This is a genomic window from Pseudomonas putida, assembly GCF_002741075.1.
In the GTDB taxonomy this organism is placed as follows: Bacteria; Pseudomonadota; Gammaproteobacteria; order Pseudomonadales; family Pseudomonadaceae; genus Aquipseudomonas; species Aquipseudomonas putida_T.
Genome location: NZ_CP016634.1, coordinates 3,780,794 through 3,804,442, shown reverse-complemented (window position 1 = coordinate 3,804,442; position 23,649 = coordinate 3,780,794). Strand labels below are relative to the sequence as shown.

Below are 23,649 nucleotides of genomic sequence, written 5' to 3'. Positions count from 1 at the left end.
CCATGACCTATCTGGAGCAGCTGCAAGTTACGCTGCACGCCCTGGTCAAGGCGGGAGAGGCAGGGCGTCGGCGTGCCGATGCCATGCTCGATCCGATGGACGAGGCGATCGACCATATCAAGGCCGCCGTTACCGATCTGGAGGGGTTGCCGATGGTCGGCCCGATCATTGGGGCCAAACTCCAGCGCACCCTGGGCGCGATCAACCGGGCCCAGGACCGTGTGGCCAAAGTGGTGGCCAAGTATGACCAGACAGTGGCGGTGGTGCGGCAGGTGCGAGATCGCATCGACAGCTTTGCCGGCCATGCGGCCAAAGCCGGCGCGGCAATCCGTCGTGTCGTCGGGGCGGTGAGCTCGACGGTGGAGGGCGTGCTGTCGACTCTGGGCTTCGCGCCCGAGGTAACGCCCGCCGCCGAAGCTGTCAAGCCGTTCCCCCACCTGTTGGTTCTGCAACCATTGAAGCCAGGCGCTGCGCCCTATTACTTCAACCTCGATACCGCTGCCTTCGATCAATTGCGTCGTCAGACGCGCTATCGCTGGGTCGGGCAGGAGCGCCTGAGCCGCGACAACGCCCAGCAGGCCGTCAGCCTGGGCGAGGAGCACATCTCCATCCGCGGGGCCATCTACCCGGGCTTCAAGGGGGGGATCGGCCAGTTGCAGGCGCTGCGCAGCATCGGCCGTCAGCTGTTGCCCCTGTCTTTGACCACCGGCTACGGCGAGGTGCTCGGCACCTGGTGCCTGACCAGCATCGAAGAGGAACAGAGTCAACTGCTGGCTGGCGGCATTCCGCGCAAACAAGGTTTTTCACTGGAGTTCGTGAGCTATGGCCAGGACCTGCACAACCTCTGAGGGCGACCTGCTCGACACCCTCTGCCAACACTACTACGGGCAACTCGTGGGCACCGTCGAGGCGGTGCTGGATGCCAATCAAGGGCTGGCGGATGAGCCTCAGCCGTTTCGCGCAGGCGTGAGGATTCGTCTGCCGGATCTGCCCGTGGTGGCGAGCGACACCCTGCAACTGTGGGACTGATGCGCGGCCGGTTTCGACCGGCCCGTGCAGCGGTTCTTCCCAAAGGAGCCTGAGACCATGCAACCGCAATTTCGCATTACTGCCGACGGGCGCGACGTAACCCTCCTGATCAACGACCGCCTGCTATCGCTGCGCACCACGGACAAGCCCGGTCTGGAGTCGGACGAGTTCGAACTGCGCATCGATGCCCGTGACGGCGCGGTCGCACTGCCGTCACGGGGCGCCGTGCTCGAAGTGCACCTGGGCTATGCGGGGCAAACACTGAACCTGCTGGGGCGCTACACCGTCGATGAGGTCGAGCTGTCCGGCCCACCGGACACCTTGGTGATCCGGGGCAAGGCGAGCGACCTGCGTGGCAGCGGCAAGACCATACGCAGCGGCAGTTGGGAGCAGGTCACCCTGCAGCGCATCGTTGCCGACATCGGCGCGCGCAATGGCTGGCAGGCCGTGTGCCCGGTGACGGTTCAGGTGCCGCGCGTCGACTAGTACAGCGAGTCCGATTTCAATTTCGTCACCCGCCTGGCACGACTGCACGACTGCACCGCCAAGCTTGCCAATGGCCAGCTGTTGGTGTTACCGCGTCAGGGAGGTCACAGCGCCAGCGGCAAGGCCCTCGGGACGGTGAGCGTTGCTCGTACCGATATCAGCCAATGGCAGTTCCGTCTGGGCGATAAAACCACGCACAAAGCGGTACGCGCCCGTCATCACGACCCCGCCAGCGGTGAACTCAAGACGGTCGAGCTCGCCAACGGCGACGCGCCGGACGGTTTGCAACCGGTGTACACCGACCGCCATCTCTACCCCAACCGTGCCGCAGCCGAACAAGCGGCCAAGGCCCGCCTGGCCAGCTTCAATCGCGACACCGCTAGCGTACGCCTGGACATGCCAGGGCGTACCGACCTCTTCGCCGAGCGACGTATCAATCTGCAAGGGTTTCTTTCTGGCCTGGACGGGGACTATCTGGTCGAATCGGTCGAGCAGGTGTTCACCACGTCGGGCTGGCGTACCACCGTGCAATGCAATGGCGGTAATGGGGGGAAGGCAAAAGCGAAAGGGAATGCCCCCAAGCGTAGCGGCCTGATGAAGCAGTAATGGAGAGGGTAGCTGTGCAGATTTCCGGGTGCCTGTGGCGTTCAGCGCTCCCTAAAGTCGTCCTTCAACCCTGAGGACGACAGAGGAGTGTCGAGCGATGTCTGGAGCAATCACCTGCCGAGATATATGTGTCATAGACAATGGAATCACCGCCCAAGAGCACTCGAAAACAACAGTGATAAGCAGGGCTTCGCCTTGGTGAACCAGAGCGCGCAGACGGGAGCGGCTGTGGCCAATGTAACGTCGATTGTAAAGTTGACAGCTGGGCTCACACCATTCTTGAATCTTCAAACCAATACGTTTGCCGCCACTACCGTATTGTTGAAGATCACAGCCAAATATCGTGAGGATAAAGGCTTTGATACAGGGGATGTCATTAGTTTGGTTGGTAATTTAGTGGGGGTGGTCGGTAGTTTGATTTTATTAGGGGGCGTAGTAGGGGCGGGAGGCTTTGTCGCTGTGGGTGTGCTTACGGCCGGAGTGGTGACGTCGGATGTTGCGAAGAAAATATACTCATCCTATGTGAAACCAATCTGGGAAAGGAGCTTTCGCTCTAGGCCTAACGCTTCATATCAAAATTATTGGGTTGCGCCTGATTTGAAGCTAGTAACGCTTGCACAGATCAGAGCGGCGTATACAAATCGTATTGCCGTGATTCAGTGGGATCCAAAGCGGGGCGTCGTTACAATTACCGGGAAAGACTACCACCTTCATGAAAATTCCGCCGGGTCGGGTGGAGGATATATCGAGAATGGGTTTTCGAGGCCGCTGACTTTCCCGGTTTCGCAGTCTCTCGGTTGGCGAGTTGACATTGGGCCGATTGAAATAGTAAGCCCTTAGAATAACTTCATTGGTATCGGCCGCTACCACTGAGTATAAAGTTATTGGTTAAGAGGTCAATTAAAGGTTTTAGTGTGTTTTCCATAACTTCGTTCGCTCGAATGCTAAAAACACTGCCTCCAAGGCAGCAAATTTTCAATTTGTTGATTGTTGCGGTAGGACTTTGGGTTTTTGCTGCGCTCTACTACTCGCAGCTGCGAGTGTATGCACCGATTGATGTAACTAGGCTTGTGAACTTAGAGGGGCGTGTTAACGGCCATGCCTCATCTTGGGAGCATGATCCGGCTATCGTAACACTGGGGATCACTTTCAGGTTGAACGGAGCAAGACACGTCAAGGCGGTGTATGTCAACCAGGCGATCTACGAGCAGGCAGGCTTACGGATTGGTTCTAAGGTACTTCTGACCGTGGAAGACGGCGAGCTAGATACTGTACTGCGTGAACTGGCGACTCAGGAAGGGCGGGTTGTTTTCGATGATGATTTCAATCGACAAATAATCGAGTGGAACAATGAGTCGATCTGGCGAAATGTCGTGCTTTTAGCGTTTGTATCTTTTGCGCCATTTTTCGTGGCGCTTAGAGTCGCCTGGAAACACCGTCGGACACTTTTTCAATAATGTCGATCGGCTCGATGCAGCCCGGGTTCGCGCCGGGCTTTTTTATGTCCGAACCCGGCGTGATCAAGGAGATATTTCATGCTTACGGAAGACCAACTACTCGCAATCTTCCCCAATGCCCACCCTGTCGCGGACGTGTTTTTGCCAGCCTTGAACACCACCCTGCCGCGCTGGGAAATCGACAATCCCAAACGCGTCGCAGCGTTCCTCGCCCAGGTCGGCCATGAGTCCGGTCAACTGCGCTACCTCAAGGAGCTGGGCAATGATCGTTACCTCTCGCGTTATGACACGGGGAGCCTGGCTCTGCGGCTGGGCAACACCCCTGAGGCCGACGGTGATGGCCAGCGCTATCGCGGCCGTGGCCTGATCCAGGTGACCGGTCGCAACAACTATCAGGCCTGCAGTCGGGCGCTATTCGGTGACGAACGCCTGCTGGCGCAGCCGCAGATGCTTGAGCAGCCCCGTTGGGCCTGTGAGTCGGCCGCCTGGTTCTGGCATTCGCGTGGGCTCAATGCACTGGCGGATCGGGGTGAGTTCAATCGCATCACCCGTCACATCAATGGTGGGCTCAACGGTCTGGATGATCGCCTGGCCCTCTGGGCAAGGGCGCGGGAGGTGCTGTGTTGAGCCGCCTGTGGCTGGCACTTTGTCTGGTGCTCGTGCTGGTTTCCTCGGCATTGACCTGGCAGGTCCAGGCCTGGCGCTACGGCCGGCTGCTCGCGCAGCAGGCCGAAGCTCAAGCCCATGAGGCTCAGATGCGTGCGGAACAGGCGGCGCGAGCGCTGCTGGTCGAGCGCGAGGGGCGTCAGCAACTTGAACAACGCCTGCAAGGCAGTGAAACACGACATTTTCAGGAGCTCGCCAATGCCCAACAGACTCAAGCTCGCCTGCGTGACCGTCTGGCTACTGCTGACCTGCGGTTGTCAGTCCTGGTCGAGCGTGACGCCAACTGCCCCGCAGTGCCTGCCCCCTCCGCCGCCAGCGGCGTGGATCATGGTGCCGTACGCGCCCGACTTGACCCAGCGGATGCTCGACGCATTATCGCCATCACCGACACCGGAGACCGCGGACTGATCGCCCTGCGAGCCTGCCAGGACTACATTCGGGCATTGGCGCGCTGAGCGCTTGCCTGGGCAGGCGAGGGTGGTAGGGTAGTGCGCAGTTTTCAAGGAGCCCTGCCATGGACCCGATCACCGTTCTTTCCACCCGCCTGGGGGAGCACCTGCGGCGACTCAATGCCCAGGTGAGCACCGCCGAATCCTGCACCGGTGGCGGCATCGCCGAGGCCATCACCCGGATTCCCGGCAGCTCGGCCTGGTTCGAGGCCGGTTACGTGACCTACTCCAACCGTCAGAAAACCCATCAGTTGCAGGTGCCCGAGGCGTTGTTCGGCCAAGTGGGCGCGGTGAGCCAGGAAGTGGTCGAGGCCATGGTCCGTGGCGCCCAGGCTGCCAGCAGGGCGCGCTTTGCCGTGGCAGTCAGTGGCGTAGCCGGGCCCGATGGAGGCTCGCCGGCCAAGCCGGTGGGCACGGTATGGCTGGCATGGGCCGATGGCGACCATGTGATTAGCGAGCGCCGACACTTCGACGGTGACCGTGAAGCGGTGCGCCGACAGACGGTGATCGCCGCGTTAGACGGCTTGTTACAGCTTGGTGGGGAGTAAATCACCCGACGGGGGTTTGCCAAAGCGAATCCCTGTGGAATAATACTGGCTACTTATACAGTTATTCCCGGCCGCAGGGCCGCCCGTCGAACACGTGAGGATTTCAATGGACGACAACAAAAAGCGCGCCTTGGCTGCGGCCCTGGGTCAGATCGAACGCCAATTCGGCAAGGGCGCGGTCATGCGCATGGGCGACCACGAGCGTCAGGCCATCCCAGCCATCTCCACCGGCTCCCTGGGCCTGGACATCGCCCTTGGCATCGGCGGCCTGCCGAAAGGCCGTATTGTTGAAATCTACGGTCCGGAATCCTCGGGTAAGACTACGCTGACGCTGTCGGTCATCGCCGAAGCCCAGAAGAACGGCGCCACCTGTGCCTTCGTCGACGCCGAGCACGCCCTCGATCCCGAGTATGCCGGCAAGCTGGGCGTCAACGTCGACGACCTGCTGGTTTCCCAGCCGGACACCGGCGAGCAAGCCCTGGAAATCACCGACATGCTGGTGCGTTCCAACGCAGTTGACGTGATCATCGTCGACTCCGTGGCCGCGCTGGTACCGAAGGCCGAAATCGAAGGTGAAATGGGCGACATGCACGTGGGTCTGCAGGCTCGCCTGATGTCCCAGGCGCTGCGCAAGATCACCGGTAACATCAAGAACGCCAACTGCCTGGTCATCTTCATCAACCAGATTCGTATGAAGATCGGCGTGATGTTCGGCAGCCCGGAAACCACCACCGGTGGTAACGCCCTGAAGTTCTACGCCTCCGTGCGTCTGGATATCCGTCGCACCGGCGCGGTCAAGGAAGGCGACGAGGTGGTCGGTAGCGAAACCCGCGTCAAGATCGTCAAGAACAAGGTCTCGCCGCCGTTCCGCCAGGCCGAGTTCCAGATCCTCTATGGCAAAGGCATCTACCGCAACGGTGAGATCATCGACCTGGGTGTATCCCAAGGCCTGGTGGAAAAATCCGGCGCCTGGTACAGCTACCAGGGCAATAAGATCGGTCAGGGCAAGGCCAACGCTGCCAAGTTCCTGCAAGATAACCCTGCCGTGGGCACTGAGATCGAAAAACAGATCCGCGAAAAACTGCTTAACGCAGGTGCCGTTGCCGCTGCTGGCAAGGCCGCTGCTGCTGAAGCCGATGCCGACGATATGGCTGACGCCGACGCCGGTTATTGAGTGGCCTCATGTCCGTCGTACTCGACAACCCCGTCGCCGTTCGGCGGACAGCCATGGACCTGCTCGCACGCCGCGAGCATGGTCGTGTCGAGCTGACGCGCAAGCTGCGTCAGCGCGGCGCACCGGATGAGCTGATCGAGCCTGCGCTCGATCGGCTTGCCGAAGAAGGGCTGCTCAGTGAAGCCCGCTATCTCGAAAGCTTCATTTCCTATCGTTCCAATGCCGGCTACGGCCCTGCGCGTATTCGCGAAGAGCTGGGGCAACGCGGCCTGAACCGTGGCGATATCGACCAGGCTCTGCGTGAAAGCGGGGTGGACTGGGCGGCTCGGTTGCAGGATGTCTGGCAACGCAAGTTCGCCGGGCAACGCCCCCATGATCCTCGAAGCCGTGCCCAGCAGACCCGATTCCTTGCCTACCGTGGATTCCCCATGGAGCTGATCGGCCGCCTGCTCAGCGGCCGCACTCTCGACGACTGATCTTGCCGTCTCTCTCGGTACCTGTTTTCAATCGACTTTCAAGGCTTCCCTTGCTCGTTGTGTCGTGTGCATAGGCTGGGGCTTGGCCCAGTTTTCCGGCAGATTGATGAAGTCCACCAGCTCACGCAGGCGGCCCTGATCACGGCCATTGAAAGCAAAGGTCAACCGGGTCAGGTGGTTGAAGTTGCCGATCTCATGCTCAAGGCCGCTGTCTGGCTGTTGATGGTATTTACCACTCAGGCGCAGATCGGCGAACCCTTCCTGGATGTCATAGAGCGCTGCATCACTCAAGGGGTGATGCATGCGGATCACGAACTGGTTCTTTAACCAGCGGCTGGAGTGGTAGTTGCTGTAGAACTGATTGATCTCCTCCACGGCTTCGTCGGCACTGTGGACCAGGCGCAGCAGCTTCATGTCGCTGGGCAGAATGTATCGGTTTTCCTCCAACTGCTTACTGATGAACGCCAGCGCGTCGCGCCAGAAGCTCCCGCCTGGCGAGTCCAGCAGTACCACGGGCACCAGCGGGCTTTTACCTGTCTGGATCAAGGTGAGCACTTCGAGGGCTTCGTCGAGAGTACCGAATCCGCCTGGGCAGAGCACCAGGGCGTCGGCTTCCTTGACGAAGAACAGCTTGCGAATGAAGAAGAAGTGGAAGGGCAGCAATTGGTCGGTGCCGTCCACTGTGGCGTTGGCATGTTGCTCGAAAGGCAGGGTGATGTTGAATCCCAGGCTGTGTCCGGTGCCGGCGCCTTCATGGGCTGCGGCCATGATGCCACCGCCGGCTCCTGTGATGACCATCAGGTCGGAGCGTGCCAGGGTAGCCCCCAGTTCCCGGGCGAGCGCATACATCGGGTGCTCCAGCGGCGTACGCGCCGAGCCGAATACGGTGACCTTGCGCCGCCCCTTGTAGCGTTCCAGGGTGCGGAAGGAGTGATCGAGTTCGCGCAGGGCCTGCAGGGTGATCTTGGCGTTCCAGCGGTTGGAATCGTCGTGCGCCATGCGCAGGATGGTCAGCATCATGTCGCGATAGAGCGGCAGGTTGGGGCTGTTGGGCGCAACCAGTTGCAGCTGTTGGTCAATCTTGCTCAGGTCGATGCCGTTGTCTCTGAAATGATTGAACAAGAGTTCGTTCGGTTGGTAAGGCATTCAACGTCTCCTTCTGCAGCAAAACCTCTGACCGGGTCGATGGGGTATCCCGGCCGCGACACTGCGTGTGTCGCTGGCTGCTGTTGCTCGAGTATGTCTCCCGAGCATTGCAGTGGGCCTTCAAGGCCATGATGCAGTGGCAAATGTCCATCACGCTGTTGTTGTCACGGATCAGGAACGCCACGCCTGGGCACTCTCCTTGGGTTGCTGGGAACACGTGGGGTGTTTGCTATCAATCTAGACCCAAGCGTTAGATCGCGCCGGTTGAAGTCAGTGCAATGGCAGGCAATAGAGCAGTTTTTTTCCACTCGTCGGGCGGGGACCAGCTGTAACGCAGCTCTGGTTAACTGGAAACGCAACGTCTCGATGCAGGAGGTTGCGGTATGCATCGGTTAATCATCGAAGTGGACAGGCAGCTTTATGTGCTGCTGGAGCGGGCGGCCCAGGCCCATCACGTGAGCCTTGAAGCCGAATGCCTGCGCAGGCTGGAGGTCGGAGAGCGGCATTCGCGCTATCTCCAGGCCCTGCTGGCGGAGTTGCGCGCCGATGAAGAACAGCGGCGCGCCAGCGACAACGACAGGGTTGCCTGAGTTACTTCTTCTTGTTGCCTGCCACGCAGCTGGAGGCGTCGAAGGCTTGGTCCATGATCGGCTGGTTGGTCTTGTAGACCGAGAAGCGATAGACCAAGACCGCGCCCTTGGACATCAACTGACGGTAGCCGTTGTTGCGGCAGACGCTGTCGCCCAGCTGGCTACGAACCTGTTCCGGGTTGGCGCGCATCCGCTCGGCATGGCTTTCGCGCACACTCAGGTGGTTGACCAATGCCCGGCCTTTCTCGACGGTGTAGCCTTGGTCGAGGATATCTTCGTTGATGGCACGTGGGGTGCCGACGCTGCTTTCCTTGGCGACCTTCTGCAGCATCTGGTTCAGCTCGTATTCCTGCTTGGAGGCCGCCTGGGCCGCCAGTGGCAGGGCGAGCAACAGGCTCAAGGTCGGGATGGTAAGACGCAGCATGAATCTCTCCTGGTTCGATGACTGGCACTTTGACCTGCGCCAGCGAGTGGCGTTCCATGAAACCACCCGCCTGTGGGATATCCCAGGTCGCCAAAAGCGCGATTATAAAGGACCCGTCCGCCCAGCTGCACGGCAAATGACGAAGCCTCTGGTAGACTGGCGGTTTTTTCCCGCCGAGTCGCAACAGTGCCTGTTTCCTTCCTCCTGCGAGGTGTGCAGCCATGAGCCACGCCGTAGCACGCCTGCGCACCGAACGCCTGGCCCGCAGCAACAAACCTTTCATCGCCCGTGGCTCGCGCGCGGTGCGTTGCCCGCAATGCCGCGTGATCGCCAGTCACTGCCTGTGTGCCTTGAAGCCCAAGGTCACCGCCGATGCCGGTGTGTGCCTGGTGATGCATGACACCGAGCCACTCAAACCGACCAATACCGGCTGGCTGATCGCTGATGTGGTCGAGGACACTTCAGCTTTTGGCTGGCTTCGCACCGACGTCGACCCGCGCCTGCTCGCATTGCTCGACGACCCACAATGGCAGCCCTACATCGTCTTCCCCGGCGAGTTCGTGGCGCCAGAGCGCGTCGTCAGCGAAGTGGTGCGCGAGTCCGGCAAGCGTCCGCTGTTCATCCTGCTCGACGCCACCTGGACCGAAGCACGCAAAATGTTCCGCAAGAGCCCTTACCTGGATCGTTTCCCGGTCCTGAGCCTGCAGGCTGAGCAGATGTCGCGCTATAAACTGCGTCGTTCCAAGCGTGACGATCATTTCTGCACCGCGGAGGTTGCGGCCATGTGTCTGGACCTGGCCGGTGATCAACGTGCCAGCGAAGCGTTGGATGCCTACCTGGATGTGTTCAGCCTGCATTACTTGAGTGCCAAGCGGCACTTGCCGCTGGATCTGGAAGACGACGCACATCGGCGCTTGCATACCTTCCTATAGTCCAAGGGGCAGGCGCAGCGGATTGGTTCATAATGATCAGGCTGGCAGCCAGGGAGGCGGGGACGACCGGGCAATTGGCTTGACCACCCGGACCGTGCTCGGCATTCTTGGCGCCGATTCGGGCACGACGAAGATGCTGTTATCCCGGACTTCGCCGTGCCATTGCGGCCGGCGGCCTTGCCGTTTGCGCCTTGAGTTGCCTGCCAGGCGTTCCTCCACCCCCTAGCGCCTGGCACAGAACAGGATCCTTAGATCGATGGCCACATACGAAATCCTGATTGCCGACGACCACCCTCTGTTTCGTAGCGCGCTGCGCCAGGCCGTTACCCTCGGCCTGGGGCCGGACGTGCGTCTGGTCGAGGTGGCGAGCATCGCCGAACTGGAAACCCGCCTGTCCGAGAAGGCCGACTGGGACCTGGTCCTGCTGGACCTGAACATGCCCGGTGCCTATGGTTTCTCAGGCTTGGTCCTGCTGCGTGGGCAGTACCCGCAGATTCCGGTGGTGATGGTCTCGGCCCAGGAAGAGGCGGCCGTGGTGGTCAAGTCCCGAGAGTTCGGCGCCAGTGGGTTCATACCCAAATCGAGCAATCTGGATGTCATCCAGGATGCGGTGCAGAAGGTACTCGATGGGGATGTATGGTGGCCGCCACAGGCGTTCGAGAAGGTCGATGTATCGGCCGAGGCCAAGGCCGCGAGCGAAGGCCTGGCCAGCCTGACACCGCAGCAGTTCAGGGTGCTGACCATGGTCTGCGAGGGGTTGCTGAACAAGCAGATCGCCTATGAACTGAGCGTTTCGGAGGCGACGATCAAGGCCCACGTGACGGCGATCTTCCGCAAGCTGGGGGTCCGTACTCGGACTCAGGCGGCGTTGCTGCTGCAACAGCTCGAATCGGTTTCGGGTAACTAAGTTCCCGTATATTCACGCTTTTTTGACCTGGGTTGGACTAATCTCTGGCCCTTTAATCGGTGAAGTAACCGCTTATGTCGCCATTCAAGGGCCAGACCGGCCTGAAACGTATCTTCAATGCCGCCGGCTACTCGCTGGACGGCCTGCGTACCGCTTTCAAAGGCGAGGCGGCGTTCCGCCAACTGGTGTTGGCCAACGTCGTGCTGATTCCGTTGGCCTTCTGGCTGCCGGTGACCCGTGTGGAGCGCGCGATCCTCATTGCCGTGTGTCTGCTGGGGCTGATCGTCGAGTTGCTCAACTCCGCGGTGGAGGCGGCCATCGACCGTATCTCCCTGGAGCGCCACCCTTTGTCCAAGAACGCCAAGGACATGGGCAGCGCCGCGCAACTGGTCGCGATGACCATGGTGGCGCTGGTCTGGGGCGTGATCCTGCTCTGATCAGGCAATCGGCGGCAGGACGATTTCGTCACTGCGGCTGACGCCAGCGGTGAAGTTGCGGCACAGTTCGAGGAATTCGCGCATGGCTGACGTCTGATACTTCTGTTTGTGCCATATGAAGTAGAACTGCCGCGACAGGTCCAGTTCGGGCGTTTCCACCGCCACCAGGCTGCCGCGGCGGAACGCGTCGCGCAGGGCCAGGCGCGAGATGCAGCCGATACCCAGGCCTGATTCCACGGCGCGTTTGATCGCCTCTGTGTGCTCCAGCTCCAGGCGGATGTTCAGGTTGGCACGGTGATGACGCATGGCTTGGTCGAATGTCAGTCGCGTGCCTGAGCCTTGCTCGCGAAGAATCCAGGCCTCGTGGGACAGTGTGTCTACATCTGCCCGGCCGACCTTGGCCAAGGGGTGTTGGGGCGCGCAGAAAACCACCAGTTCATCTTCTACCCAGGGCTGCACTTCCAGATCGGGATGGTTGCAGTCGCCTTCGATTAGACCCAGGTCAATTTCGTAGTGCGCGACCTGCTGCACGATATGTACGGTGTTCTGCACATGGAGTTTGACTTGGCTTTCCGGGTGACCCTGCATGAAGCTGCCGATCAGTAGGGTGGCCAGGTAGTTGCCGATGGTCAGGGTGGCACCCACCGAGAGCGATCCGAAACCGGACTTGCCGTTGAGCAGGTCCTCGATCTCTTTGGCCTGGTCGAGCAGGGCGACGGCCTGGGGCAGCAATTGATGGCCCAGGGCATTGAGGCTCAGCCGTTTGCCCGCGCGGTCGAACAGCTGGCAGCTCGATTGACGCTCGAGTTCAGTGATCGAGGTGCTGGCGGCCGACTGCGACAGAGCCAGTAGGCTTGCAGCCCGCGAGACGCTTTGATGCTGGGCGACGGCGACGAAGACTTGCAGTTGACGAAGCGTGAATCGCATATCTATATAACCGATAAGACATATCTTGATAATCCATTTAACAGATATTGTCGCTGCCCCTAAAATATCGCGCAATAGTGCGCTAGGTCCGCGCCGCGTCTTTCTTCAGGAGCCCCATCGATGAGCAACATGAACCACGAACGTGTCCTCAGTGTGCACCACTGGAACGACACCCTGTTCAGCTTCAAGTGCACCCGTGATCCGGGTCTGCGCTTCGAGAACGGTCAGTTCGTGATGATCGGGCTGCAACAGGACAACGGCCGTCCGCTCATGCGCGCCTATTCCATTGCTTCGCCTAACTGGGAAGAGCATTTGGAGTTCTTCAGCATCAAGGTGCCGGATGGCCCGCTGACCTCTCAGTTGCAGCACCTGAAGGAAGGTGACGAGATCATCATCAGCAAGAAGCCCACCGGTACTCTGGTGCTCGACGACCTGAATCCGGGCAAGCACCTGTACCTGTTGAGCACTGGCACTGGCCTGGCGCCGTTCATGAGCGTCATCCAGGACCCGGAAACCTACGAGCGCTTCGAAAAAGTGATCCTGGTTCACGGCGTGCGCTACGTCAACGAAGTGGCCTACCGCGAATTCATCACCGAGCACCTGCCGCAGAACGAATTCTTCGGCGAGGCGGTGCGCGACAAGCTGATCTACTACCCGACCGTGACTCGCGAGCCGTTCGAGAACCAGGGCCGTCTGACTGACCTGATGCGCAGCGGGAAGCTGTTTAGCGACATCGGTCTGCCACCGATCAACCCGCAGGACGACCGCGCCATGATCTGCGGTAGCCCGAGCATGCTCGACGAAACCGCCGAGGTCCTCGACAGCTTCGGTCTGAAGATCTCCCCACGCATGCGTGAGCCGGGTGACTATCTGATCGAGCGTGCGTTCGTCGAGAAGTAAGGCGAGCCGCACAACGCAAAAACGCAGGCCAAGGCCTGCGTTTTTTTATGCCTGAAAAGCGGCACTGCACATTGTAGAAACTGGTGAAGTCAGTCATTGGCTCGTACCAGCGCCAGGAGCTGAAGATCTAAGCGTCCGGCACGACTTCCAGTACACGGATCTGGTCTGGCTGCGGGTAGTGCCAGCGCACCTGGACATCCCAGAACCTCACCCCATACACCCGCTCGGCTGGCGGTATCTGGTAGGCCGGACGTGGGTCCTGCGCCAGGCACTGCTCGATCAGTTCGACCAAGGGCTCCCCCAGGCGCAGGGCATGGGCGTGGGCCTGGGGCAGGGCGGTCTCGCTCCAGGTTACGGCAATAGGTTCAGGGGCATCGCTGGCCATCTGGTTGGACGCATCACCGATGCTGTCGGCGTAGGGCACATAAGGCTTGATGTCCAGCACCGGTGTCCCGTCGAGTAGATCGATACCTGACAGCAACAGACGACCTGCCTCAACGCCCTCAAGGCGCACCACCGACTGGCCGATGCCATTGGGGCGGTGAGTGGCGCGGGTGGCGAACACGCCGATGCTCTTGTTGCCTCCCAGGCGCGGTGGGCGCACCTTCAGGCGGGGCTTGTCCTCCAGTGCCTGGTGGAACAGGAACAACAGCCAGACATGGCTGACCTGTTCGAGCCCGGCGACGGCATCACCCTGGTCGAACGGCGGCAGCAGCTCCAGCACGCCACGTGCGGCGGGTGCCAGCTGCGGTTGACGAGGGATGGCGAACTTCTCCTTGAAGCAGGAGCGCACGATACCGACCGGCGAAACCGTATGTTGCATCGTGTTTAGCCACGCACGCGCAGGGTCAGGCCCTTCAGGAAGTTGCGCAGCAGTTGGTCGCCACAAGGTCGGTAGTTGTCATGACCGACTTTGCGGAACAGCGCACTGAGCTCGGGCTTGGACACCGGGAAATTGACCGACTTCAGGATCACATGCAGGTCTTCTTCCTTGAGCTCGAAGGCCACCCGCAGCTTCTTGAGGATGGTGTTGTTGCTCACGGGTACTTCGATCGGTTGCGCTGGGCGGCTGTCGTCGCGGCCTCGACGATGAATCACCAGGCCATCGAGAAAATGCGCCATGACCCGTTCCGGGCAACGCACATAGTCGGCTTCATCCTCTTTCTTCAAGTAGGTGGCTACCGCTTCGGCGGAAACTTCGAGGCCGGTCAGCCCAATGATCTCGGCCATTTGGGCGTCGCTGACCTTGAGCATGTAGCGCAGGCTGCGCAGGACATCGTTGTGGTTCATGGTGAAAAATCCTGTTCAGGCGCCACGCCAGCAGCGGCGTGGCGATAATGCGGGGGGCAGTGTGGCCGAGTGCGGATACATTGCGCCCAGATCTTAGAAGCGTTCGTTGGTGGCCAGGTAGCGCCATTGCCCGGCGGGCAGCTTGCCCATGGACACTCCGCCCAGGCGGATACGGCGCATGCCCAGTACCTTCAGCCCAAGGCTGGCGCACAGGGCAGCGATCTGTCCGGGCCGCGGGTTCTTCAGGGCTAGGCGCAAGTGGCTTTCGTTCTGCCAGCTGGCCTTGGCCTTGGGCAGTTCCTGGCCGCTGCGGGTAATGCCGCGAGCCAGGCGCTGCAGGGCCTCTGCCGATGCTTGGCCTTCGACCTGGACGATGTATTCCTGCTCCATCCGATGCAGATCGGCCTCGAGCTTGCGGGTGACTCGCCAGTCCTGGGTGTAGAGCTGCAAACCGCTTGCGCCGGGTTCCAGAGGCACGACACAGGACAGCCTGGCGAAGTGACCATGCAGCGGGCGCACCGAGGGGGGATGGGCTTCGCTGAGGGTGGCCATGGTCATGCTGCAGCGACCTGCCTCGGCATCCTGACCGGCCGTTTGGTTGAGCAGGAGCGTGACCGGTGGTAATTGCTCGGCGCGTGCGCCCGGTAGCAGGGCGACCTGCTCGGACCCTACCTTGTATTGAGGTTGCTCGACCACGACACCATCCACCGTGACCCAGCCGCCCTCGATGTACAGTTCGGCCTCGCGGCGGGAGCAACCGAGTTGCTCGGTGAGGCGTTTGGACAGGCGCACGGGTTCTGACATGAAGGCAATTCGCAAAATAAGGCAGGGAAGACCGCCATTGTACCTGTCTGAGCGGTCTTGGGGCTGGGAATCTATGTCATTTGCGCCATTTCAGGGGCGGCGTACGGCATCCTGCCCATAAAGCTCAAGAGCCTGTGCGAATCAGCCTCATGTGCAGTAAGGGGTAGGGTTGACCCAGCCCATCGGTTTCCGAACGCCCAGTGATTTCGAACCCTTCGTGCAGGTAGAACCCCAGCGCCTGGGGGTTCTGCTCGTTGACATCCAGGCGCTCGGCATTGAGCTCGTCAATCGCATAGCGCAGGAGGCGTTTGCCGATACCCTGGCCACGGTATTCGGGAGCGACGAAGAGCATGTCCACCCGGCCATTGGCGACGCCGGCAAAGCCACGGATGTGCCTGGCGCTGTCCTTGCAGCAGACCAGCATCACGGCGTCCAGATAGCGGCGCAGCACATGTTCTCGCAGCAGCACGATATAGGCATCGGGCATGAAGTCGTGGGTGGCACGCACCGAGGCCTCCCAGATTCGCACCAGTTCCAGGTAATCGCTTACGTGAGGCGTTTGAAGCGTCAAGGCCGGTTGCATCGCGTTACTCCTGCGGGGTCTTGAGGAAAACATAGATGCAAAAAAAAGCCCCGCCAGTGGCGGGGCTTGATCGGGGCTTGAGCTGAGGGTGCTCAGATCGGTTCTGCCCACATGTCGTACTCGTCGGCATCGACGATGCGGCAACGAACCTTGTCGCCTGGCTTGAAGCCGTGGTCACCATCGATGAACACGCTGCCATCGATTTCCGGGGCATCGAAGAAGCTGCGGCCCACCGATCCCTGCTCCTCGACTTCGTCGATCAGCACGTCGATTTCCTTGCCGATGCGCAGTTGCAGGCGCGCGGCGCTGATCGCCTGCTGGTGCGCCATGAAGCGGTCCCAGCGCTGCTGCTTGATCTCGTCCGGTACTTCCTCCAGGCCCAGGTCGTTGGCCGGGGCACCTTCGACCGGCGAGTACTGGAAGCAACCCACGCGATCGAGCTGGGCCTCGGTCAGCCAGTCGAGCAGGTATTGGAAGTCTTCTTCGGTCTCGCCGGGGAAGCCGACGATGAAGGTCGAGCGGATCACCAGCTCGGGGCACTGCTCGCGCCAGCTCTTGATGCGGGCCAGGGTACGGTCCTCGAAGGCCGGACGCTTCATGGCCTTGAGTACCTTGGGGCTGGCGTGCTGGAAGGGGATGTCCAGGTACGGCAGGATCTTGCCCGCCGCCATCAGTGGGATCACGTCGTCGACGTTCGGGTATGGGTAGACATAGTGCAGCCGCACCCAGGCGCCGAGGCTGCTCAGGGCCTCGCACAGCTCGAGCATGCGGGTCTTGACCGGGCGCCCATTCCAGAAATCGGTCTTGTACTTGACGTCCACACCGTAGGCGCTGGTGTCCTGGGAGATCACCAGGATCTCCTTGACGCCGGCCTTGACCAGGCGCTCAGCCTCACTCAGCACCTCGCCGACCGGGCGGCTGACCAGCTTGCCGCGCATCGACGGGATGATGCAGAAGCTGCAGCTGTGGTTACAGCCTTCGGAAATCTTCAGGTAGGCGTAGTGACGTGGAGTCAGCTTGACGCCCTGGGGCGGGACCAGATCAATCAGCGGGTTGTGGTCCTGGCGCGGCGGTACCACTTCGTGCACGGCGTTGACCACCTGCTCGTACTGCTGCGGGCCACTGACCGAGAGCACGCTCGGATGCACGTCGCGGATGTTGCCTTCCTCGACACCCATGCAGCCGGTGACGATGACCTTGCCGTTCTCCTTGATCGCCTCGCCAATCACTTCCAGGGACTCGGCCTTGGCGCTGTCGATGAAGCCGCAGGTGTTGACCACCACCACGTCGGCGTCCTCATAGGTAGGCACGACTTCATAGCCCTCCATGCGCAGCTGGGTCAGGATGCGCTCGGAGTCAACGAGAGCCTTGGGGCAACCCAGGCTTACGAAACCGACCTTAGGGGTGGCGGGAGTGGTGGACATGGCTAACCTCGGTATTGAAGACAGATCACCCTGCCGTTGACGGGGGCGATGCTGATGGGCGCTTTTGGCGCCTCTGATCAAAAAGTGCGCAATTCTAGCGAGCGCAAGGTCGCTTTACCAGCAGAAATACGACGAACGCTACGCTATGCTTCGCGCCGTTGCGCGGGGGCATCCGGGATGGCTCGGCGTGGGTGCAATTCACATGGGTCTAACAGGCCTTCTGCGGGAGTGGTGGATGGTTCAGGCAAGCAGTCACGCCGAAGGCGGGCAGGGGGCGACACGTTCGCTGGGCCTGCTCGTCGCAGCGGTTGGGGTGGTGTATGGCGATATCGGTACCAGTCCGTTGTATACCCTCAAAGAGGTCTTCACCGGCGGGTATGGCGTACAGGTCAACCATGATGGTGTGCTGGGTATCCTGTCGCTGATCCTGTGGTCGCTGTTGTGGGTGGTCTCGTTCAAGTACGTGATGTTCATCCTGCGGGCCGACAACCAGGGCGAAGGCGGCACCATGGCGTTGACTGCGCTGGCGCGCCGGGCCACGGCCAGCTATCCGAGGCTCAGGGCGCTGATGGTCGGATGCGGCCTGGTCGGTGCCTCGTTGTTCTACGGCGACAGCATGATCACCCCGGCAGTGTCGGTGCTCTCGGCGGTGGAAGGCATGGGCCTTGCTTTTGACGGGATCGATCATTGGGTGGTGCCGGTCTCCCTGGTGGTGCTGGTGGCATTGTTCCTGGTGCAAAAGCATGGCACCGAGAAGATCGGCAAGCTGTTCGGGCCGATCATGGTCACCTGGTTCGTAGTGCTGGGGGCGCTCGGGGTGCACGGCATTGCGCAGAGCCCGGAAGTGCTCAAGGCGTTCAACCCGGGCTGGGCGCTGAACTTCTTCATCGTTCACCCGGGCATAGGTGTGGCGATCCTCGGTGCTGTGGTGCTGGCGCTGACCGGTGCCGAGGCGCTGTACGCCGACATGGGGCACTTCGGCCGCAAACCGATCGCCCGGGCCTGGTTCGCGCTGGTGCTGCCGGCCTTGGTGCTCAATTATTTCGGACAGGGCGCGATACTGCTGCAGAACCCGGAGGCTGCGCGCAACCCCTTCTACCTGCTGGCGCCGAGCTGGGCGCTGTTGCCGCTGGTGGGGCTGGCCACCCTGGCCACGGTGATCGCGTCCCAGGCGGTGATTTCCGGTGCCTTTTCCCTGACTCGCCAGGCCATCCAGCTCGGTTACATCCCGCGTATGCAGATCCAGCACACCTCCAGCGACGAGCAGGGGCAGATCTACATCAGTGCGGTGAACTGGACCCTGATGGTCGGTGTCGTGCTACTGGTGATCGGCTTCGAGTCGTCCGGTGCGCTGGCCGCAGCCTATGGCGTAGCGGTGACCGGGACCATGCTGATGACCACCATCCTGGTATCGGCGGTGATGCTGCTGCTGTGGAAATGGCCGCCGATGCTGACGGTGCCGATTCTGCTGGGCTTTTTGTTGGTCGATGGACTGTTCTTCGCCGCCAACGTGCCGAAAATCGTGCAGGGCGGTGCGTTCCCGGTGTTGGCGGGGATCGTGCTGTTCGTCCTGATGAGTACCTGGAAGCGTGGCAAGCAGATTCTGGTCGACCGTATCGATGAGGGGGCCCTGCCGCTGCCGGTCTTCATCAGCAGCATACGCGTACAGCCGCCGCATCGGGTCGAGGGCACGGCAGTGTTCCTCACTGCGCGTGCGGACGCTGTGCCTCATGCGCTGTTGCACAACATGTTGCATAACCAGGTGCTGCACAGCCAGGTGGTGCTGTTGACAGTGGTCAGCGAAGACCGGCCGCGGGTGCCGGAACACGAGCGGTTCGAAGTGGAGGCCTATGGCGACGGGTTCTTCCGCGTGCTACTGCACTTTGGCTTCATGGATGAACCGGACGTACCGGCGGCACTGAAATTGTGCCATCTGGACGAACTCGATTTCAGTCCGATGCGCACCACCTACTTCCTCAGCCGCGAGACGGTGATCGCCTCGCGGTTGGAGGGAATGGCGCGGTGGCGGGGCAACCTCTTCGCATTCCTGCTCAAGAACGCCAACGGTAACCTGCGGTTCTTCAACCTGCCGCTCAATCGCGTGATCGAACTGGGAACACAGGTCGAGATCTGAGCGTGCGATGGGCTGCCCTGTTCGCGGGGCAAGCCCGCTACAAGATTGGGCTGTCTTGCGCTATCGCGCAATGCAGGGCCGTAAAGGCCCTGCCGTCAATTTTGCTCGGCCACGTTGGATTTGCCCTGACGTGTCTCGATCTCGCTGATCAGGCGCTTGGCCAGGGCCGGATAGTTTTCGTCGAAGTGATGCCCGCCAGGCAGTTTCAGGCGTTCACCGACTGCGGTCTTGTCGGTACATCCGCTTTCGTCCGTCTCTTCAACGCCATAGACGCATACGACCTTGGGCGCCGGCAGCCTGGCCATTTCCGGGCCGGTCGGTGCTTCCTGGCCCTCCTTGCCCAACCAGCCCTCGACCTGGATTTCGAAGCTACCGCTGCGCGCAAATGCCAGCAGGATCACGGCGTCGATCCGTTGTTTGTCTTCATCCGGCAGGCGGTTGTAGATCGCGGGGAGCACATCGGCGCCGAAGGAGTAGCCCGTGAGCACGAAACGCTTGGTGCCCCATTTTTGGCGATAGTGCTGCATCAGCTCGGAAAGATCGGCGGCGCTTTGCTCCGGCGTCTTGTGTTGCCAGTAGTAGCGCAAGGTATCGATGCCTACCACCGGGTAGCCGAGCTTGGCCATTTCGCCAGCAACGTCGCGATCCAGGTCACGCCAGCCGCCGTCCCCGGAGAGGAACAGGGTGACGGTGTCGGTGGTCTGCCCGGCAGGTACCTCCACCACCGGAATGCTCAGGGCATTGCCGTCTTTGCCGACCAGGGCTTGGGCCAATTGAGCCTTGAGGACCTGGGGCAGATGGATGTCGTAGTCCGCGATACTGGTCTCGGCGTTCGCCTGGTCGCGTACGAATGCGGCGCTGGCATCGTCGGGGTTGTCGTTCCAGGCCACGTTCCAATGGCCGTGGGCAGCGGATTTGGGCAGGGGCTGGCACCCAGGCTGGTCGAGGGTGAAGTCCACGGAGATGGCGCGGGCTTTGTCATCGCTCTGGGTGGCCAGCCAACGCCAGGCCTGGGCAGCGCCTGGGCCGATACCGGCCACCAGGTTGGGCGGCGAGGCCAGCTCGCCAATGGCCTGGTCCAGGGCCTGCTGCTGCTTGGCACAGTCACTGGGCGGCAGGATCACCTGGACCAGTTGGGCCTCGCCGGCCTGGCTCAGGTCCAGCAGTTGCTTGTCGCTCAATGCCTGATCCTGGGGTACGGCAATGGCCACGTGGGTTTTGGCGTGTACACCCGGTACGGCGCGCACCAGGCTGCTGCCATCGGTCAGGGTCAGGTGTTCCAGCCGGGCCTCGGGCGCAGGGCGGGTCCACAGCCAGAAAGCCGCGGCACCGGCCATCAAGGCCAGGAGCAAGGGGCCAGTCAGGTAAAGCCAATAGCGTCGGATCATCAACGTTTCACCAATCCAGTCAGGCCGCCTGCGATCAGGGCGGCGGTATCGGCCAGTGCCACCAACGGGTCGAGCCCGGCTGGCACAGCCATGTAGCGGGGTTCCCAATCCGGTTGGAATTTGTCCTTGAAGCGGCGTAGCCCCTGGAAGTTGTACAACTGCTCGCCGCGCTGGAACACCATCGAGCCCAGGCGCTGTGTCAGAGGGGCGCCGCGTCGTGGCTGCAAACCGGAAAGCGGCACCATGCCGAGGCTGAAGCGGGCGTAGTCGTGGGTTTTGTAGTGCAGGATCAAGCCGATCATCATGAATTCCATGGTCAGCTTGGGCGCTTGTGGGTGGGCGCGCATCAGGTCCAGGCTCGCCAGCTCATTGCTCTGGGTTTCCAGGAGATTGGCAAACGCCACCGGGCGGCCCTGGAAGCGGATCAGCGCAATACGGAAGTGCTGCAGGTACTCGGGGCTGAAACGACCGAGGGAGAAGCCTTTTTCACGTACGTTCTTGCCGCCGAGCCAGGCGTCGGAAATTTCCTTGAGCGCCTCCAGTGGCGCATGGCCAGGCTCATGGATCTCCAGTGCCAGCCCATCACGGCCGCTGCGGTTCCAGGTGTAGCGCAGGTCTTTCATCTCCTTGCCCTTGGCGTCCAGGTCGAAACGACGCAGGTCGACCCGCGCTTCTTCGCCGAGTTTGAGCGCGGTCAGGCCGATGTCCATATAGAACGGCAGGTTTTCCGCGCGCACCTGGTAGAACACCGGGCGCGCGTGGTGCAGATCGCACAGGTCGCGGAACTGCCAGATCATCTCTGCGCGCTCCTGTGCGGGGCCGATCGGGTCGTACAGAGCGACCAGGCTGCGCCCGCGACGGGCGTACATCAGAAAGGCTTTGTGGTTGGGATGGAACAGCAAGGCTTTATCGCCCGTGAGCGCCAGGCCGCCGTCGGGCTGGTCGGAGGTCATCAGGATGTCCTTGGCCCGTTGCAGCTCCTCATCGTTGGGCAGGTGGATCACGGGCGGAGCGGTGCGCAGCAGCCAGGTCAGCGCGACGATCACCAACAGGACCGCGCTGCCCATGGCGGCGCGCAGGCCGCGCGGCGCGTCGGCATCGAGAGTGAACTGCCACCACAGTTCGTGGCTGTAAGGCACGTCCTGATAGGCGAACAACAGCAGCCAGACCGAGGCACCGACCACGCAGATACTCGCCACCAAGTACACCGGCGAGAAGGGCAACTCCAGCAACCGGCTGGGGCGATAGAACGAGCGGCGGAACAGGGTCAGCAGCGCCACCGTGAAGATCAGCACACTGGCCTCTTCCCAGTCGAAGCCCTTGAGCAGCGACAGCAGGGCGCCAACCAGCAGCAGGACGGTGGTCAGCAGCCACGCGGCCGACAGGCGTCGACGTAGGCCTTGAGCCAGCAGCAGGCACAGCACACCGATAAGGCTGGCGCCGAAGTGCGAAGCGTCGATCAGGCGATGAGGCACCAGAAAGCCCATGTGCTCGAGGCGCGTGTCGATCTCGGGCGTGGCGCCAGAGAACAGCAGCACGACACCTGATAGAAACACCAGGATGGCCAGTACGGGGGCCGCAAACCCAGCTGCTGCATTGATCGCCTGCCGGGCGAACAGCAAGCGGCGGGCTTCGCTTGCCAGCAACAGGACACAGGCCACCAGCAAGGGCAGAACCACGTAGATCAGGCGATACAGCAGCAAGGCTGCTGCCAGTGGCGCGGCGCCCAGCTGGTTGGCGAAGGCTGCCAAGAGAATGGCTTCGAATACCCCCACGCCACCTGGCACATGGCTGAGCACGCCAGCGGCCAGGGCCAGCAGGTAGACCAGAACGAAGGCACCGAAAGGTGGGGCCTCGGGCAGCAGCAAATAGAGCACGGTCGCGGCAGCGGCGACGTCCAGGGCGGTGATCAGCAACTGAAGGGCTGCCAGGCGGGCGCCCGGTAGTCGCAGGGTGCGCCGTCCGAATTGCACCAACAGGTTGTCGGCCAGGGGTTGCTCGTCGAGGCGGCGTCGATAAAGGCCGATCACCAGCACTGCTGTCAATGCCAGCACCGCCACAGCAATGCTGGCCAGCAAAGGTGCGGGCAGGCGCAAGGCAGTCGCGGTTCCCGATAGATTGCTCAATGTTGCCAGGGCCGCCAGAGGAGGGAGGGCGCAACCCAGAGACAGGCTGGCGAACACCGTCATGCGTGCGATTTCAGCAGCGCCCAGCCCGTGGCGTGCATAAAGACGATAGCGCACCGAGCCACCGGACAGGATCGAAAGGCCGACCGCGTTACCAATGGCAAAGGCACTGAATCCACCCAATGCCAGCGTGCGGGCCGGTAGCTTCACAGCAGCGTAGCGGCTGGCGGACCATTCATAGCCGAGCAAGGTCACAAAGCCCACGACAGTGGCCAGCAAGGCGCCTGCCAAAGACTGTATCGGCACACTGAGCATGGCGTCGTGTAGGGCATAGATATCCAGCTCGCTCAGCAGGTGCCGGCAGGCGATCAAGGCCATGCTGAACAGCAGCAGCGTCAAGGCCAGCCCTAAGGGTTGGCGATACCGGCTCAGACGTTCCAGCCAAGGCAGGCGGCGGGCGGCAGTGGGGAGCGAGGTGGCGAGTGACACCTGGGGTTCGGAATCGTGTGAAGTCATGGATAACCTCGGGCCGGAAGCGCGAGGTGGGGCAGAGGTGCGGCCAAGTGAAAGTCCCTTCGGAAAACGTATCCAGATATTACTCCTGCCCGGTCCGCTTTCAGCGGTTTGGCAGGGTTAAAGATAGTTCATCCGGCGGGTCTCGTCAGACAAGGTGTAGCGGAGGGGTATCACGGAGCCAAATGCAACAAACCCCGCACTGCGTTAGCAGTGCGGGGTTTGTTCTGACG

General features: G+C 61.5%; 24 protein-coding genes and 2 pseudogenes. 16 read left to right on the top strand and 10 right to left on the bottom strand.

What is annotated here, in order from left to right:
- Window positions 1-2 precede the first annotated feature (2 nt).
- The 10 genes and pseudogenes from IEC33019_RS17865 (at window position 3) to recX (ending at window position 6,891) form a co-directional block, all read left to right on the top strand.
- Complete coding sequence (locus IEC33019_RS17865; protein ID WP_070094580.1) at window positions 3-848, top strand: phage tail protein; 846 nt, start codon at window positions 3-5, stop codon at window positions 846-848.
- Window positions 823-1,029, top strand: a complete 207-nt coding sequence (locus tag IEC33019_RS17860) for a tail protein X (RefSeq protein WP_070094579.1) — start codon at window positions 823-825, stop codon at window positions 1,027-1,029. Before IEC33019_RS17865 ends, IEC33019_RS17860 begins: the two co-directional genes overlap by 26 nt.
- Before the next feature lie 57 nt (window positions 1,030-1,086).
- Window positions 1,087-2,121: pseudogene (locus IEC33019_RS17855) on the top strand (phage late control D family protein).
- A gap of 87 nt (window positions 2,122-2,208) precedes the next feature.
- On the top strand, window positions 2,209-2,961 hold the full coding sequence (locus IEC33019_RS27415; RefSeq protein WP_139139923.1) for a hypothetical protein: 753 nt from the start codon (window positions 2,209-2,211) through the stop codon (window positions 2,959-2,961).
- Window positions 2,962-3,062: 101 nt separating this feature from the next.
- Entirely contained in the window at window positions 3,063-3,578 is a 516-nt protein-coding gene (locus IEC33019_RS17850; protein ID WP_081337538.1) for a hypothetical protein, read from the top strand.
- A 78-nt stretch (window positions 3,579-3,656) separates the two neighbouring features.
- Entirely contained in the window at window positions 3,657-4,205 is a 549-nt protein-coding gene (locus IEC33019_RS17845; protein ID WP_070094577.1) for a glycoside hydrolase family 19 protein, read from the top strand.
- Window positions 4,202-4,699 (top strand): lysis system i-spanin subunit Rz, encoded by a 498-nt coding sequence (locus IEC33019_RS17840; RefSeq protein ID WP_070094598.1) that lies wholly within the window; start codon window positions 4,202-4,204, stop codon window positions 4,697-4,699. The genes IEC33019_RS17845 and IEC33019_RS17840 overlap by 4 nt, the downstream gene beginning before the upstream one ends.
- A gap of 59 nt (window positions 4,700-4,758) precedes the next feature.
- Window positions 4,759-5,241 (top strand): CinA family protein, encoded by a 483-nt coding sequence (locus IEC33019_RS17835; RefSeq protein WP_070094576.1) that lies wholly within the window; start codon window positions 4,759-4,761, stop codon window positions 5,239-5,241.
- 106 nt (window positions 5,242-5,347) lie between these two features.
- Window positions 5,348-6,415 carry a recombinase RecA gene (recA, locus tag IEC33019_RS17830; RefSeq protein WP_099593818.1) on the top strand — a complete coding sequence of 356 codons (1,068 nt, stop codon included), beginning with the start codon at window positions 5,348-5,350 and terminating at the stop codon, window positions 6,413-6,415.
- Between the two features lie 8 nt (window positions 6,416-6,423).
- A complete protein-coding gene (gene recX / locus IEC33019_RS17825; RefSeq protein ID WP_070094231.1) occupies window positions 6,424-6,891 on the top strand; it encodes a recombination regulator RecX in 468 nt (155 codons plus the stop codon).
- Between the two features lie 27 nt (window positions 6,892-6,918).
- Here the strand turns inward: recX and IEC33019_RS17820 are convergent, their stop codons facing one another.
- On the bottom strand, window positions 6,919-8,037 hold the full coding sequence (locus IEC33019_RS17820) for a TIGR00730 family Rossman fold protein (protein ID WP_070094230.1): 1,119 nt from the start codon (window positions 8,035-8,037) through the stop codon (window positions 6,919-6,921).
- Between the two features lie 383 nt (window positions 8,038-8,420).
- Between IEC33019_RS17820 and IEC33019_RS17815 the strand changes: the two genes are divergently transcribed.
- Window positions 8,421-8,627, top strand: a complete 207-nt coding sequence (locus IEC33019_RS17815) for a hypothetical protein (protein WP_070094229.1) — start codon at window positions 8,421-8,423, stop codon at window positions 8,625-8,627.
- 1 nt (window position 8,628) lies between these two features.
- Here the strand turns inward: IEC33019_RS17815 and IEC33019_RS17810 are convergent, their stop codons facing one another.
- Window positions 8,629-9,051: a quorum-sensing-regulated virulence factor family protein gene (locus tag IEC33019_RS17810; protein ID WP_043208752.1), complete on the bottom strand. Its 423-nt coding sequence runs from the start codon at window positions 9,049-9,051 to the stop codon at window positions 8,629-8,631.
- 221 nt (window positions 9,052-9,272) lie between these two features.
- Between IEC33019_RS17810 and IEC33019_RS17805 the strand changes: the two genes are divergently transcribed.
- The 3 genes from IEC33019_RS17805 (at window position 9,273) to IEC33019_RS17795 (ending at window position 11,327) form a co-directional block, all read left to right on the top strand.
- Window positions 9,273-9,983 (top strand): tRNA-uridine aminocarboxypropyltransferase, encoded by a 711-nt coding sequence (locus tag IEC33019_RS17805; RefSeq protein WP_070094228.1) that lies wholly within the window; start codon window positions 9,273-9,275, stop codon window positions 9,981-9,983.
- Window positions 9,984-10,239: 256 nt separating this feature from the next.
- Window positions 10,240-10,890, top strand: coding sequence for a response regulator transcription factor ErdR (erdR, locus tag IEC33019_RS17800; protein ID WP_070094227.1), 651 nt, complete (start codon window positions 10,240-10,242; stop codon window positions 10,888-10,890).
- A 74-nt stretch (window positions 10,891-10,964) separates the two neighbouring features.
- On the top strand, window positions 10,965-11,327 hold the full coding sequence (locus IEC33019_RS17795; protein WP_043208747.1) for a diacylglycerol kinase: 363 nt from the start codon (window positions 10,965-10,967) through the stop codon (window positions 11,325-11,327).
- Here the strand turns inward: IEC33019_RS17795 and finR are convergent, their stop codons facing one another.
- Window positions 11,328-12,254 carry a LysR family transcriptional regulator FinR gene (gene finR / locus IEC33019_RS17790; RefSeq protein WP_070094226.1) on the bottom strand — a complete coding sequence of 309 codons (927 nt, stop codon included), beginning with the start codon at window positions 12,252-12,254 and terminating at the stop codon, window positions 11,328-11,330. It abuts the gene before it with no gap.
- A 120-nt stretch (window positions 12,255-12,374) separates the two neighbouring features.
- Between finR and fpr the strand changes: the two genes are divergently transcribed.
- Complete coding sequence (fpr, locus tag IEC33019_RS17785; RefSeq protein WP_043208743.1) at window positions 12,375-13,154, top strand: ferredoxin-NADP reductase; 780 nt, start codon at window positions 12,375-12,377, stop codon at window positions 13,152-13,154.
- A 127-nt stretch (window positions 13,155-13,281) separates the two neighbouring features.
- Here the strand turns inward: fpr and tsaA are convergent, their stop codons facing one another.
- From tsaA to rimO, 5 genes are all read right to left on the bottom strand, one after another.
- Window positions 13,282-13,977, bottom strand: coding sequence for a tRNA (N6-threonylcarbamoyladenosine(37)-N6)-methyltransferase TrmO (tsaA, locus tag IEC33019_RS17780; RefSeq protein WP_070094225.1), 696 nt, complete (start codon window positions 13,975-13,977; stop codon window positions 13,282-13,284).
- A gap of 5 nt (window positions 13,978-13,982) precedes the next feature.
- Complete coding sequence (locus IEC33019_RS17775; RefSeq protein ID WP_099593816.1) at window positions 13,983-14,444, bottom strand: DUF1456 family protein; 462 nt, start codon at window positions 14,442-14,444, stop codon at window positions 13,983-13,985.
- A 93-nt stretch (window positions 14,445-14,537) separates the two neighbouring features.
- Entirely contained in the window at window positions 14,538-15,248 is a 711-nt protein-coding gene (locus tag IEC33019_RS17770; RefSeq protein ID WP_070094223.1) for an rRNA pseudouridine synthase, read from the bottom strand.
- A gap of 124 nt (window positions 15,249-15,372) precedes the next feature.
- On the bottom strand, window positions 15,373-15,831 hold the full coding sequence (locus IEC33019_RS17765) for a GNAT family N-acetyltransferase (protein ID WP_070094222.1): 459 nt from the start codon (window positions 15,829-15,831) through the stop codon (window positions 15,373-15,375).
- 92 nt (window positions 15,832-15,923) lie between these two features.
- The gene (gene rimO / locus IEC33019_RS17760) at window positions 15,924-17,255 is read right to left on the bottom strand and encodes a 30S ribosomal protein S12 methylthiotransferase RimO (RefSeq protein ID WP_070094218.1); all 1,332 of its coding nucleotides are present in this window, start codon (window positions 17,253-17,255) and stop codon (window positions 15,924-15,926) included.
- 235 nt (window positions 17,256-17,490) lie between these two features.
- Between rimO and IEC33019_RS17755 the strand changes: the two genes are divergently transcribed.
- Window positions 17,491-19,389, top strand: coding sequence for a potassium transporter Kup (locus IEC33019_RS17755; RefSeq protein WP_070094217.1), 1,899 nt, complete (start codon window positions 17,491-17,493; stop codon window positions 19,387-19,389).
- Between the two features lie 95 nt (window positions 19,390-19,484).
- Here IEC33019_RS17755 and IEC33019_RS17750 read toward each other — a convergent pair whose 3' ends face one another.
- Window positions 19,485-20,777, bottom strand: a complete 1,293-nt coding sequence (locus IEC33019_RS17750) for a virulence factor family protein (protein ID WP_070094216.1) — start codon at window positions 20,775-20,777, stop codon at window positions 19,485-19,487.
- A pseudogene (mprF, locus tag IEC33019_RS17745) lies at window positions 20,777-23,406 on the bottom strand (bifunctional lysylphosphatidylglycerol flippase/synthetase MprF). The gene IEC33019_RS17750 and the pseudogene mprF overlap by 1 nt, the downstream one beginning before the upstream one ends.
- Between the last annotated feature and the right edge of the window lie 243 nt (window positions 23,407-23,649).